Source organism: Chryseobacterium urinae (assembly GCF_030518295.1).
GTDB lineage: Bacteria > Bacteroidota > Bacteroidia > Flavobacteriales > Weeksellaceae > Chryseobacterium > Chryseobacterium mucoviscidosis.
The window spans coordinates 18,979-31,887 of sequence record NZ_JAULSJ010000024.1; the positions used below are offsets into that span (position 1 = coordinate 18,979).

General features: G+C 35.2%; 17 protein-coding genes. 2 read left to right on the forward strand and 15 right to left on the reverse strand.

Annotation, left to right across the window (positions count from 1 at the left end):
• Window positions 1-22 precede the first annotated feature (22 nt).
• Window positions 23-1,744 (forward strand): C45 family autoproteolytic acyltransferase/hydolase, encoded by a 1,722-nt coding sequence (locus QWT87_RS14795; RefSeq protein ID WP_302716907.1) that lies wholly within the window; start codon window positions 23-25, stop codon window positions 1,742-1,744.
• 5 nt (window positions 1,745-1,749) lie between these two features.
• On the opposite strand, the gene QWT87_RS14800 is transcribed toward QWT87_RS14795, so the two are convergent.
• The 15 genes from QWT87_RS14800 to QWT87_RS14870 all read right to left on the reverse strand — a co-directional run bounded on the left by QWT87_RS14800 (window position 1,750) and on the right by QWT87_RS14870 (window position 12,336).
• Window positions 1,750-2,922 carry a DUF2062 domain-containing protein gene (locus QWT87_RS14800; RefSeq protein WP_302716843.1) on the reverse strand — a complete coding sequence of 391 codons (1,173 nt, stop codon included), beginning with the start codon at window positions 2,920-2,922 and terminating at the stop codon, window positions 1,750-1,752.
• Between the two features lie 23 nt (window positions 2,923-2,945).
• Complete coding sequence (locus QWT87_RS14805) at window positions 2,946-3,422, reverse strand: hypothetical protein (protein WP_302716844.1); 477 nt, start codon at window positions 3,420-3,422, stop codon at window positions 2,946-2,948.
• On the reverse strand, window positions 3,422-3,799 hold the full coding sequence (locus QWT87_RS14810) for a 3-hydroxyacyl-ACP dehydratase (protein WP_302716845.1): 378 nt from the start codon (window positions 3,797-3,799) through the stop codon (window positions 3,422-3,424). Before QWT87_RS14810 ends, QWT87_RS14805 begins: the two co-directional genes overlap by 1 nt.
• A 132-nt stretch (window positions 3,800-3,931) precedes the next feature.
• On the reverse strand, window positions 3,932-4,543 hold the full coding sequence (locus tag QWT87_RS14815) for a porin family protein (protein WP_302716846.1): 612 nt from the start codon (window positions 4,541-4,543) through the stop codon (window positions 3,932-3,934).
• A 6-nt stretch (window positions 4,544-4,549) separates the two neighbouring features.
• Complete coding sequence (locus QWT87_RS14820; protein ID WP_302716848.1) at window positions 4,550-5,185, reverse strand: hypothetical protein; 636 nt, start codon at window positions 5,183-5,185, stop codon at window positions 4,550-4,552.
• Entirely contained in the window at window positions 5,151-5,777 is a 627-nt protein-coding gene (locus tag QWT87_RS14825; RefSeq protein WP_302716850.1) for a LolA family protein, read from the reverse strand. Before QWT87_RS14825 ends, QWT87_RS14820 begins: the two co-directional genes overlap by 35 nt.
• A 109-nt stretch (window positions 5,778-5,886) precedes the next feature.
• Complete coding sequence (locus QWT87_RS14830; RefSeq protein ID WP_302716852.1) at window positions 5,887-6,630, reverse strand: polysaccharide deacetylase family protein; 744 nt, start codon at window positions 6,628-6,630, stop codon at window positions 5,887-5,889.
• A gap of 278 nt (window positions 6,631-6,908) precedes the next feature.
• Window positions 6,909-7,970: a beta-ketoacyl synthase N-terminal-like domain-containing protein gene (locus tag QWT87_RS14835; protein ID WP_302716854.1), complete on the reverse strand. Its 1,062-nt coding sequence runs from the start codon at window positions 7,968-7,970 to the stop codon at window positions 6,909-6,911.
• Window positions 7,967-9,166, reverse strand: coding sequence for a beta-ketoacyl-[acyl-carrier-protein] synthase family protein (locus tag QWT87_RS14840; RefSeq protein WP_302716856.1), 1,200 nt, complete (start codon window positions 9,164-9,166; stop codon window positions 7,967-7,969). Before QWT87_RS14840 ends, QWT87_RS14835 begins: the two co-directional genes overlap by 4 nt.
• Before the next feature lie 81 nt (window positions 9,167-9,247).
• On the reverse strand, window positions 9,248-9,505 hold the full coding sequence (locus QWT87_RS14845; protein WP_116099687.1) for a phosphopantetheine-binding protein: 258 nt from the start codon (window positions 9,503-9,505) through the stop codon (window positions 9,248-9,250).
• Window positions 9,506-9,615: 110 nt separating this feature from the next.
• Window positions 9,616-10,155: a 3-oxoacyl-ACP synthase gene (locus tag QWT87_RS14850; RefSeq protein WP_302716859.1), complete on the reverse strand. Its 540-nt coding sequence runs from the start codon at window positions 10,153-10,155 to the stop codon at window positions 9,616-9,618.
• A gap of 9 nt (window positions 10,156-10,164) precedes the next feature.
• Window positions 10,165-10,452: a type II toxin-antitoxin system RelE/ParE family toxin gene (locus tag QWT87_RS14855; RefSeq protein WP_302716861.1), complete on the reverse strand. Its 288-nt coding sequence runs from the start codon at window positions 10,450-10,452 to the stop codon at window positions 10,165-10,167.
• Complete coding sequence (locus QWT87_RS14860) at window positions 10,449-10,700, reverse strand: addiction module family protein (protein ID WP_302716863.1); 252 nt, start codon at window positions 10,698-10,700, stop codon at window positions 10,449-10,451. Before QWT87_RS14860 ends, QWT87_RS14855 begins: the two co-directional genes overlap by 4 nt.
• A gap of 38 nt (window positions 10,701-10,738) precedes the next feature.
• Window positions 10,739-11,911 (reverse strand): beta-ketoacyl synthase N-terminal-like domain-containing protein, encoded by a 1,173-nt coding sequence (locus tag QWT87_RS14865; RefSeq protein WP_302716865.1) that lies wholly within the window; start codon window positions 11,909-11,911, stop codon window positions 10,739-10,741.
• Window positions 11,911-12,336 (reverse strand): acyl-CoA thioesterase, encoded by a 426-nt coding sequence (locus QWT87_RS14870; RefSeq protein ID WP_302716866.1) that lies wholly within the window; start codon window positions 12,334-12,336, stop codon window positions 11,911-11,913. The genes QWT87_RS14865 and QWT87_RS14870 overlap by 1 nt, the downstream gene beginning before the upstream one ends.
• Before the next feature lie 180 nt (window positions 12,337-12,516).
• Here QWT87_RS14870 and QWT87_RS14875 point away from each other — a divergent pair, with 180 nt between their 5' ends.
• Window positions 12,517-12,909 (forward strand): transposase, encoded by a 393-nt coding sequence (locus QWT87_RS14875; RefSeq protein WP_302716867.1) that lies wholly within the window; start codon window positions 12,517-12,519, stop codon window positions 12,907-12,909.

Sequence of the window (12,909 nt, forward strand, 5' to 3'; positions counted from 1 at the left end):
GTTTGTTGTCATCCGGAACGAAATGAAATGGAGTGAAAAATCTAAATTTATAAAAATAGATTTCTCCTTTCGTCGAAATGACAAAACTCTAATCTTAATTTTTCTCAGTCTAAAACTTATCCTTTTCCTCAACTCTTGCGGAATAAGAAAATCCATCAAACATATTCCCGATGTAAAACAATATTCGCTTGATGTTCCGAAGGTTAACAAAATAAACGATTCCACTTTTAGTTTTAATCAGAATTATTTAACAAAAAATAAGCAGCAGATCTGGGAACTGTATATTCAGGGAAATCCTCTGCAATTAGGTTATAATAACGGAGCTTTAACCCAAAATCTGATGCAGAAACAGGAAGAAATTTTCTTTTCGAAAATTGAAGGATTTGTTCCGTCTAAGTTTAAACAAAACTTACTGCGAGGTTTCTTGAAATGGTACAACCGGAAAATGTATCTTAACGTAAGGGAAGATTTTCAGGCAGAAATCTACGGAATGTCTCAATATTCTTCGGACAAATACAATTTCATCGCGCCAAAGTTTCTGCGGAGTATGTATTTGCACGGAGCGCACGACATTGGTCATGCCATGCAGGATTTAATGATGGTGGGCTGTACTTCTCTTGCGGTCTGGAATGAAAATACAGAAGACGGAAATCTGCTCATCGGTAGAAATTTCGACTTTTATGTTGGAGATGATTTCGCTAAAAATAAAGTCATTGAATTCGTTCAGCCTGATGACGGAATCCCTTATCTTTCTGTGACTTGGGCAGGAATGATCGGTGTAGTTTCAGGCATGAACAAAGAAGGAATTACCGTTACCATTAACGCCGGAAAATCTAAAATTCCATTGACCGCAAAAACACCGATTTCTCTGGTGACAAGGGAGATTTTACAATATGCCAGAACCATTGATGAAGCAATTGCCATTGCAAAAAAGAGAAAAGTTTTCGTTTCGGAATCGATTTTAGTGGGAAGTGCGAATGATAAGAATGCGGTGATTATTGAAGTTTCTCCGGATAATTTTGGTGTTTACAAAGTGGAAAATACGAGCCGTGTTTTATGTACCAATCATTTCCAGTCGGAGGCTTATAAAAATGATAAAAGAAATCTGAAGCATATTGCGGAAAGTCATTCAGAGTACCGTTATGAAAAGCTGCAGGAACTTTTAGCGGAAAATAAAAAGCTCAATCCCGAAAAAATGGCTACGATTTTAAGAGTCAAATCCGGCTTGAAAGGAGAGAAGATAGGGTTTGGAAACGAAAAAGCCATCAATCAGCTTATTGCGCATCATGCTGTAATTTTTTCACCTCAGAAAAAACTGGTGTGGGTTTCTGCAAATCCTTATCAGTTGGGAGAATTTGTCTGTTATGATCTGAATGAAATTTTTTCGGATAAAAGATTAAAAAGCGGTGCGTTTGCAAAATCTGAACTGAATATTGCAAAAGATCCTTTCCTCAATTCTCAGGAATTTGAAAATTACGAACAGTACAAAATAATGAGTGAAGAAGTGGAAAAGGGAATTGAAGGAGATGTTTTACTCACCGAAGATTTTCTGCCCCATTATCAGTCTTTAAATCCGGATTTCTGGCTTGTTTATTATCATGCCGGGAAATATTATTATAGTCAGAAAGAATATGCAAAAGCAAAAACAGAATTTGAAAAAGCATTAACCAAAGAAATTACAACCGTTCCGGATAGAGAAAATGTGGAGAAATATCTGAGAAAAACAGTGAAAAAACTGAAATAAAGGGTTTAATTTTTATCAGGGCTCACCTTATTCAGAAAAAGAAAAGTGGCTGCACCTAAAATCGCAGAGGCAGAAGTCGCCAGAATAAAGCTTCCGATAACGTACTGCAAAAGATTATTTTTCACCAAATCAAAATTTAATTCCTGACTGAAAATATTGCTGTCTCCGTGCACAAAAGGAGAACCCAAAAACAGCGAAGCGGCAATAATGAAGGGAATAAAAGGCGGTAAACTTACATTGGATGTAAAAAAGGCAAGCACTTTATTCAGTTTGAATAATACAGCCAGAGAAATTACAATCAGCGTATGAAATCCCCAAAATGGAGAAAAGCCCACAAAAACGCCCAAAGCAATAGAAAAAGCTTTAATCCTGTTGCTTCCGTCACTTTCAAGAACATCTTCTTTTATGAATCTTTTAATGCTTTTTTTTTTGAAATTATTCACGAAGTTTCGCGGAATAATATAAAGCAAAGTAATGGTTACCAGAATGGTATTCAGGATACTGATCCTCGTAAAATCTTTAAAAGGTCTGAAGTGAGAAACTCTTTCCGCAGGATCGTAAAGCACCTTCACCGGAACATTTTTTACCGGAACGTGTCTCCACGCAGTTCTCACAATGATTTCAATTTCAAATTCAAATTTTGGCGTAAAATATTTCTTGGGAATTTTGTGTAAAGGATATAATCGATAGCCGGATTGGGTGTCTTCAAGCTTGATTCCCGTTTCAAACCAGAACCAGAAATTAGAGAAACGGTTTCCGAAACTGCTTTTCTTGGGAATTCCGTCCTGAGACATATTTCGGTTTCCGATGAGCAGAACATCTTCCTTTTCATTCAGCAAAGCCTCTACAAAAACAGGAATATCATCCGGATAATGCTGTCCGTCGGAATCAATCGTGATCGCATAATCGTAGCCCAGTTCTTTAGCCTTTCTAAAGCCGATTTTTAAACCATTTCCTTTTCCTTTATTCTCCGGTAAATCAATAACTTCGATCTGCGAATAACTTCTTAAAATTTCTCTCGTAGCATCCGTAGAACCGTCATTTACAACAATAATGTCTTCCGTATAATCCAGAACACCGTCGATTACCCTTTTCAGAGTTTTTTCATTGTTATAAGTAGGAATTAAAACACAAATTTTCTTTTCAGAGATTGCATTTCGTACTTCAGAAAGATTCATGTAAATGATTGATTAATAATATTTTATTTAAAATTTGACTTTTCAGTCTCCGTCATGGTTTTAGACTGTGCTGCAAATTTTTTAATATAACTTTTTAAAGCAGAATTCTGTTTGCTGTAATTATTAATGAGAAATATTTTATCATCTTTAAGGCTTCCTCTGTATCCGACGATTTTCGGAATGTTTTCCTGAACGCTCATGCGGATCAGTCTTAATTCAGCATTATTCGGATTGCTTTTAATAACCGCTTCAAGATTGGTTGCTCCGGATTTTACCAAAGCTTTTCGGTTATTTTTGGAAATTTTTGCCTCCATAATCTGCGCCGCCGCTTTATATCCCTGAATTGCCGCATCCGATCCCGAAGTTTTTTCGGCTAAACTGATGAACGCTTCTGTATTGGCATTAGAGCTGCTTGCTTTGGTGTAACTTTCTCTCAGAGATTCAAGACCCGACTGAAAAAAAAGCATAAAAGCGGTGATAAGTGAAAATAATACTTTCATTATGTCAATTTTTGATAATTTACCGACATTTTTAATGCAATAGTCTCGCCAAAAGAAGTCGTGTTCTTTACCTTTACATCTCCTTCATTCTCAGTAATATCGAGCTGAATTTTAAGATCCGGCGTTTCAAAAGGATTGATGATTGCCATAAACTTTACATTCGATGCCGTTTTTAAAAATAATGAAGATCCGGTAAATTCTTCCGTAAGTTCCTTCACGATCTGCATCATACAAACTCCCGGTGTTACAGGATTTCCCGGAAAATGTCCCTTAAAAATATCGTGATCTTTATTCAGGGAAATCTGCGCGGTGAAACTTCCGTTTTCCGTTTTTTCGTAGGATTGTAACGTATAAAAGTCTGTAAGTATTGTCTGCATGATGTATTCTGTTTCAGTTATTTGAAATCTTTTTCTGAATTTTAAAATTTCAAAAAATTTAATATTTAAACCTTCGCGAAGATATGTTTTTTTGAAAGGAAAAGAAAATGGTTTTGGTCATCAACATCAATTCTATTTCTTAAAATGGAACGTGTAATAACCGCCAATCTGAAAAACCATATTTGAATTGGAAAACAGGAAAGAAGAATTTTCATGATCCAGCATTGATGCAAAACCTTTTTTAATTCTTACTTCAACCCCCAGATTTTTAAAAATATCATAACCAAGACCTCCCGAAAAACCAAGATCGAGTCCGGAATTGTTTTCGCCGACAGCCAAATCCAGAAACGGACCGGCAAAAACACTGAAATTTTTGATATAAATTTTGTTTGTAAGCTGTACCCCGATAAAATTATAATGCAGTCTTTTTTCCGGAAGAACTCCGTTTTCTGTAGTGTACTGTAAATTGGTTCCCTGTCTGGAATAGTTAACTTCCGGTTGCAAAGCATAACGTTCTGTAAATCTAATGTTTCCCTGTAATCCAATATAAAAATCGGTTACCGTTTTCAGACTTGTATGAAGTACTTTTTCCGGGTTTTCATCTTCATGGAGATAAAAGGTTTCATTACTTCGGTTCGTAAGATTGGCAAAATTTACTCCCGCTCTTATTCCGGGATTGAAAGTAACCTGAGCTGATAAAAATCCGGAAATCAGAATCAGCAAGGCAAAAATCTTTGTTTTCATGTAAGGTTATTGGTTTTCGGTGATCTGGAATAGTTTTATATTGATTTTAAAATCTTTATGTTGTAAATTAAGACTGTCTGCAAACGTATTTTTCTTTGCATCAAATGTAAAATCGATCTTTTCCTTATTATTTTTGGTGTAAACGATTTGTTTTAACAGATTATTTTCTTTGCTGAAGAACAAATAATACTCCTTCTTATTCATTTTAGAAAGGTAAATCTTAGAATTTTCGTTTTCAAAACTTTCTGTTACAGGATATTTCTGCTTCAGAAGCTGCTGAAAATCATTCCTCAAAAAATTAATTACGATTTTCTTATCCAGATCAGGAAGAACATAATTCAGCTTGAAATCATCCTCAGAAATCTCAAAATCAATCAGTTTATTCCCAAAATCAGAAGTCAGAACCACACGATGGGTCGTTTCGCTGATTTTTTTGATAATTAAAATTCCGCTCACATGATTTTTATAAATATCCATCTGACATTTATACACATAATCTTCTTTGGATGAAAAATATAAGTTTTCAACCGCTTTTTCAGAAAACGGAATCGGTTTTACATCAGTAAGTCTGTACGTTTTACACGAAGCAAACAGAATGAAAATCAGGCTATAAGCTAAATTCCGAAGCTGCAACAGGCGCATTGATCTTGGTGTTTTTGAAAACAATATTCGTGGTGTCTCCGGAAGCTTCCGTCATATTAACCTGTGAAACCGTAGATTGATTTTTAGGAAAATGCAGCTCGATCTGCTTGATGTATTTTAAAAGCTGAGCCGATTTCGGAGTGAATTTGGCGATATTCGAAGTTGCGTTCTTTAGGTAAGAAACAGAGAATTCAGGATCGTTGAACATCTGTCCGTTTGAGCTTCCTACAATTAATTTGTTGATTTTTTCAAACGTTTTGCTTTTTGCATCCACCGAAGATTTTTTACCCTGATCATTAATTAATATTTTGTTGTCTTTAAAAACAATACTGTATTGATAGGGTTTTGTGTACTTCCAACTCAGCATATTCGGTGTTTTCAGAGACATTCTTCCGTAGGTGACAATGTTCTTATCCAAAAAATCCATCTTTTTGGTCTGGATAAAATCTGCCTGTAATGTTTTTATTTCTTTGGTTTCCGAAGAAACTTTGGTTACAAACGCTTTCGCTTCCGCTCCCGACATCGCCATGTTTTGAGCAAAGACAAAAGTCGAAATTAATAAAAGAGTGCTTAAAGCTATATTTTTAATCATTGTTTAACGTCTTTAAATTTAACCACATGGATGAAAAGGGTTTCACAAAGGACACTATTAAAGAATATTTATTAATAATTCCTGTCTTCCTGGTGAAATCCTTTTGGACTTAGTGGCTTTCAAACTTATCAATTGTAAAAGTTGAATAATTTTTCTGCCTCAAAAATACTAATAAATCCTCCAAAACATTATACGTTTTTTGTGAAGTATCATGAAGAAGTACAATGCTTCCTTTTTTTAAATTTTTCGTTACTTTCTGGTAGATTTTTTTCTCATCTTCTGTAATCGTATCCAGAGAACGGACGTTCCATCCGATGCTTTTTTTCCCAGTTTTTTTGATCGCTTTGGCAATATTCGGATTGGTGACTCCGAAAGGCGGTCTGTACAAATTGGTTGTTAAATTTCCAGTTTTAAGCATCACTTCATCACATTTCTCAATTTCCTCAACCATTTTTGAAGTCGATAAAAAACCGGTGTTGTTAGAATGTGAAAGAGTATGATTTCCAACGGTATGACCTTCGGCAATGATTCGTTGAAAAGTTTCAGGATATTTTTCAATCTGTTTTCCGATGCAGAAAAAGGTTGCTTTTACCTCGTTTTCTTTTAAAAGATCTAAAAATTTGGGAGTGAATTCAGTCGGGCCATCATCAAAAGTCAGTGCCACTTCCTTTATTTTTGTTCTTTTATGCGTGATGCTGTTGACAAAATATCCCAATTCAATATCAAAAGAACCCCAGATTACAAGCGCAGAAAACAGTAAAAAACAGAACAGATACACCCAAAAACTTCCGTGAAACGCGAAAATAATAACGTTGCAGAAAAGATAAAATAGGATAAATAGATAGTGCTTCATCTTTATTGTCTTTAAATTTTGGGTTTAAAATATTCAGAATCTGTATCCATGCTGTCATTCTTAATGGTGCTAAGCGGAATGAAGAATCTCAAATTAATATTCTTAATGTTTGCGCTAAAATTAGCCATTAAGTTTTAGTTTAGAAGTTAAAATTATTAAGAGATTTCTTCTTCGTCGAAATGACAATTATGCTGTTTTTCTTTGCTAAATAAAATGCTCCTGCGAACGGAGCCTTCAATCAAACCTAACAGGTTTCAAAAACCTGTTAGGTTTTACTTTTAAGCCTTTCTTAACAAAACCAGACTGTGATCATTTCCTCCTAAATGATTGTAAAGCAGAATATTTTTAATTTCTTCTTTTTTAAGATCGTTAATCATCATCACTTCCGGAATCTCCTGATTTTTAAGAATATGACAAGCCATAAACGTCGAAAAACCACTTGCCGTATTAAATTCACCACTCAAATGTTTATAATACAGCAAAGCCGAATTTTCAAACAGATCCATTGCATTTTTGTAATAAACATCCGATTTTACATCTCCACTGAATCCTAAAATAACCGCATCAATATCATTACTTGTCAAATTATTTTTAGCTAAAAAATCTTCAATAAACTGCTGAGCTTCTTCTAAATCTAATTTGTTAGTAATCTGAATATCCGTTAATTGGGCGTAAGAGTTTTCTGTTTTATCTTTTCCTAAGACAAAAAAACTGGCACCTTCTCCCCACATGACACCTTCTGTTTCAGAATTCAGAAAATCAACGGGAAGATTTTCTTCTTTTTTAATGGTTTTATTTAATTTGTACAGTTCCATTACTCTTTCGGTCTGTTCGTCTGTGGAACCGACCAGAACGTTTTCAGCTTCACCGTCATTGATCTGTAATTTTCCATCTAAAAACGAAAATTCCAGAGACGACGAAGTATTCACATAGGTGAAATTGTACGCGTGACATTGCAAACCTAAAGCGATTTGTCCTGCAACCGTATTGTGGGTAGACTGAATAAAATAGGTCGGAGTCAGAAACTCTTCATGATTATCCAGCACATTTTTCAGAAACTTTTCAGAATCCTGAGAACAGCCCATTCCGGTTCCTGTGATGATCGCATCTGGATTTTTAATTCCTGCTTCTTTTAAAGCATATAGAGAAGCTACGGAGCTCATTTTTACCGTTTTAGACATTCTTCGGATCATTGCCGGAGGAATGAATTCTTTGTAAACAGGTTCAATAGCTTTTAAAACCTGAACTGAATTTTCAGGTTTGAGATTCCTGAAAAAATTTTCGTTTAAAGTGTCCTGAGCTGAAATACAGGCTGCACTGTTGATGTAAACGGCACTCATGATTTTGAGAAAATTAAAGTTGAACAATTTCCTCCAAAACCAAACGAATTGGATAGAACGTGGTTGATGTTTTTCTCTTTAAGTTCCGTTACCGGCGTTAAATCAAATTCTGCCATTTTTGTTTTAAAGTTCAGATTCGGGAAAATGATATTATTTTGAATCGCCAAAAGAGAATACACCGCTTCGATTCCCGCCGCCGCCGCGAGCGTATGACCGGTAAACGCTTTTGTAGAACTGAATTCCGGAACGTTGTTTTCCCCGAAAATCCGGATCATTGCAATTCCTTCCGATAAGTCATTATTTGGCGTTGCCGTTCCGTGAACGTTGATGTAATCGATATTTTCTTTATCTAAGCCCGAAACTTTTAATGCTTTTTCCATCGCTAAATAAGCTCCCTGTCCGTTTTCCGAAGAAGCAGTTTGGTGATGCGCATCATTGGCATTTCCGTATCCCGAAAGATAACCCAGAACTTTTTTATTTTCTTTTTTTACGACTTCATCAGATTCCAGAACGATGAAAGCGGCAGCTTCACCCAGATTCAGACCTTTTCTGTCGTTGTCAAAAGGGGTGTTGTAAGAATCCGTAAGAATCATCAACGTATTGAAACCGTTCAAAGTAAATTTTGAAAGAGAATCTGTTCCGCCGACAATTACACGGTCTAAAACACCGTTTTTAATGAGTTTTGCGCCCATCATAATGGCGTTTGCCGCCGATGAACACGCGGTACTGATGGTGGAAACCATACCTTTTAATCCGAGATAATCAGCGATTAACAAAGACGAATTTCCCGCGTCGTGAGAGTCAATATATTTTTGCTTTTCAGGAAAGTCTTCATAGGAATAGAAATATTTTTCGGTAACATCCATTCCGCCAACGCTGGTCGAAGAAATCAGTCCCGTTTTATATTCATTGATATCCGAAATTCCGGCACTTTCCACAGCTTCTTTTGCCGCCATCATTCCTAACAGAGCGGTTCTTGTTGCATGATGATCTTCTTTAAGCTGAAGTTTTGCGGCTAGTTCCTTATTAGACAGTTTGATTTCGCCTGTTTTGATGTTTCCTTTATGACGTGTTTCAAACAAAGTAATGTCCGAAATCCCGTGCTTTCCGGAAGTCAGCGAACTCAGATTTTCCTCCACATTGTTTCCAATGGCGGAAATGATGCCCATTCCTGTTATGGCAATTTTTTGACCCATCTTTTAATAATGTACCAATGTATCAGTTTAACAGCATAACAATATTGCTATATTGCTAAATTGATACATTGTTAGATTGAATTATTTTGTTCTGTTTTCTTCGATGAATTTTGCCATGGTTTCGATGGACGTAAAAATCTCCTTTCCTTTTTTCGGATCGGCTAATTTTATTCCGTATTCTTTATCCAAAAGAACGATAAGTTCTAACGCATCAATAGAATCCAAACCAAGACCACCGCCAAAAAGAGGATCTGTATCTTTGATTTCTTCTACTGCAACGTCTTCTAAATTAAGAACTTCTACGATTTTGTGTTTTAATTCTTCTCTTAAGTTTTCCATAAAATTAATTTGAAAATATGTTAATGAGACAATTTGAAAATGTATTAAATGTTATGCCTTATTGATATGATTTTACATTTTCAAATCAGCGCATTTTCAAATTATCAAATTTATAATGTCAGCAAATATACAAAAGCTTTGTAACTTTCCTGATATAGTTCTATCCAGCCGCACAATACTTTATCTGTCTTTCCGGACTGTAAAAGCTGTGCTGAATAATTGTTTAAAAATTCTTCATCCAATTCATCCAAAACAAAAAACGCATTTTCGGTCTGCATTTTGTGTCTGATGCTGATTTCACCCACGCAGATATTCGGTAAAGTATACACAAAAACCGCAGGACTCGGAAAGTAATTTTCCTGAGAATTGATGCTTTCCTGATATTTAAAATCGGTATCTAAGCTTGATGATTTATTAGCAAAAACCAATGCTGTTCTATGATGATCGCCGTCTTTTAGAATCATTTCAGAGGCAAGAAAAGCGAGTTTGCTTAAATGATCCATTTTATGAAATTTCGGATAATTCAATGCTAAACTTTTATAGGCTTCTTTCGCAAAGTCTGAGAAGTTTGCAGTCGGGGTTTCAAAAATAACCTCGTTGTTGAGAACAATTTTTGAATTTTCTATTTTGCAGATGTCTGTTTTCTTCATGAATAAAGTTTAAGGCTTTTTTGTTGGATTTTGATGGGTGTTGAAAACAACAAAAACAATAATATTATCCCCGATAATTTGATAAATGATAACATAAGGAAACTTCTGAAAGTAAGCCTCACGCAAGTTTCCTTTTTTTAAGGGAAAGTGAAATGGATGATTTTGAATTCTTAAAAAATAGGATTCAACTTTTTTTATAAATTTTTCACCAAGCCCGGTTTGCTGACTTTCATACCATAATGCAGCTTCCAGTAAATCGGCTTCAGCTTTTGAAGATAAAGAAAAGTGGTAAATCATAATTTTTTCATCAGTCTTTCTTTAACCTCTTCCCAGCTCGATGTTTTTACTTCTCCTTTCATATATTTTTCACGTTCTTCTTCAATCCGATCATAAATATAATCAGGAACTTGTGGATAATCTGAAGATTCTAATTCTTGATCTCCCTCTTCAGCATCAATAATTCCTTTGAAAATGCGTAAAATTCTTTCATCGGCAATATCGATGAAATCGTGAATTCTTTTTCTGATGTCTACGGTGGAGTCCATTTTTAAAACTTTAATTTTATAAAATTACAAAATTATTTTCAGCATTTTTCCAAAACAATTGCTGCATTACATCCCCCAAAACCGGAAGCTGTTTTCAAAATATATTTAATTTCTGCGGATTGGTTTTCTCTGATAATGTTCAAAGGTTGGGAAGTTCCTGTTTCTTTAAAGTTTTTAGAAGAAATTAATGTTTTATGCAATGCACTTTCCATGGAAACGATACTTTCCAGCAGTCCCGATGCGCCCAAACAGTGTCCGTAATAGGCTTTTAAACTATGTAGAGGAATGTTTTGTAAATTCATTCTGTTGAAAGCGATCGCTTCCATTTCGTCATTATAAATGGTTGCCGTTCCGTGTGCGGAGATAAAGTCTATTTTTTCTGCTGAAAGCTGAGCTTCTGTCATTGCGTTGTTGATGCTTGCAAACAATCCGTCTCCTGTTCTCGAAGGTCCGGAAATATGGTTTGCATCGTTAATTGCAGAGTCTCCCAGAATTTTAAAACTAAAGTTTTCGTTCTCATCTCGTTTTGAAGTAATGTAAACCGCCGCTGCTGCTTCGCCGATATTGATTCCGTCACGGTTTTTATCGTAAGGTTTACAAATCTCGGTTCCGATTGCCTGAAAAGAATTGAAACCCGAAATCACAAATTCTGAAATTTCGTCTCCGGCAATGACAAAAGCATCTTTATATTTTCCTGCCTGAATCATATTTTTGGCAACACTTATTGCCATTACTCCCGAAACACAGGCGTTGGAAACCACAATGGGCTTTGTTGGAAATCCGAAAAAATAAGCTATTTTTTGAGCTAAATTGGAAAGAAAAACGCTTTCCGGTAAAGCCTTCTCATTTTTTAACAAGCTGATATTTCCTTTTGTGGTAGATAGAATTAAAGCGGTTTCTTCTGAAATCAAGTGTCTTTCAACCAAAGGTTTTAAGCTCAGTAAAAACATTTTTTCAAGCCTTGTAAAGCTCATGTTGCCATTGGCTAAACGCTGAATCTCTGACTTCTGTGCGGAGTTGAAAAATCTGTTAAATTCATCATCTAATTTTTCAGAATCAATCATCGAAGCATAAAAAGGCTCCTGATTTTCGATGATTTTATGTAAACCTACGCCGGATTTTCCTTCTACAAGAGCATTCCAGTTTGAAGAAACATCAAAACCTAAAGGCGTGACGCAGTTGTAGTCTGTAATGTAAACTTCTTTCTTCATCAGAGTCCCATTTTATCTTTCCATTCCTGAAAAAAATCAGGATTATACAAGCATAAATTGTTGTCGGAATCCAGAAAAACCTGAATGGTTTCACCTGAACAGACCAATTTATTTTCTTCGTTGAAAAGCTCGTATTTGTAAATTAATTTCGCAGAATTTGAATTGACGAACGTTGTGACAATTCTAAAGGTTTCGCCATATTTTAAAGGCAAAAAATGTTCGCAGGTGCTTTTTACAATCGGCGTTACAAATCCCGCTTTCTGAATATCAAGATACGTTAAACCGTGCTGTCTTCCGAAAGCTTCTCTTCCGTCTTCAAAATAAACGATATAATGTCCGTGCCAAACAATTCCCAACGGATCTGTTTCGTTGAATCTTACGCGGACTTGTTCTGTACAGCTTAATATATTTTGACTTTTAGCCATTTTTCTATTTGAAACATTAAGATTTTATTTTAAGAAGTTAAGCGATTTAAGCTTAATGTTCTTAAATAAAATCAATCTATTGATTTCTTAATTATAGTTTAAATTCTTAGAGCCTGTTTAAATTTTAATAAAAAATTTTGTTAAAGGTTTTCCGAGGTTGGATATTTGAAAAAAAATAAAATGTACCCAACAGATTTAACAGAAAGCCAATGGCAATATATAAAGAAAACGATGAATCTGAAAGAGCGAAAAAGAAAATATTCTCTTATGGTAATTTGGAATGCGTTATTATATGTCATAAAAACAGGCTGCCAATGGCGTATGATGCCTAATGATTTTCCCAAATGGCAGTTGGTTTACTACTATTACAATAAATGGTCTGATGCTGAAGATTTTGATTTATTGCTAGCCCAACTACGAGAAAAAGTACGTTTAAACAAAGGTCAAAACAGAGCCCCAAGCTTAGGGATTATGGATAGCCAAAATGTAAAATGGGTAAATAACCTTTCATTAAACGGATTTGACGGGAACAAAAAAGTAAAAGGAAATCGAAGATTCGACGAAGTCAATTAA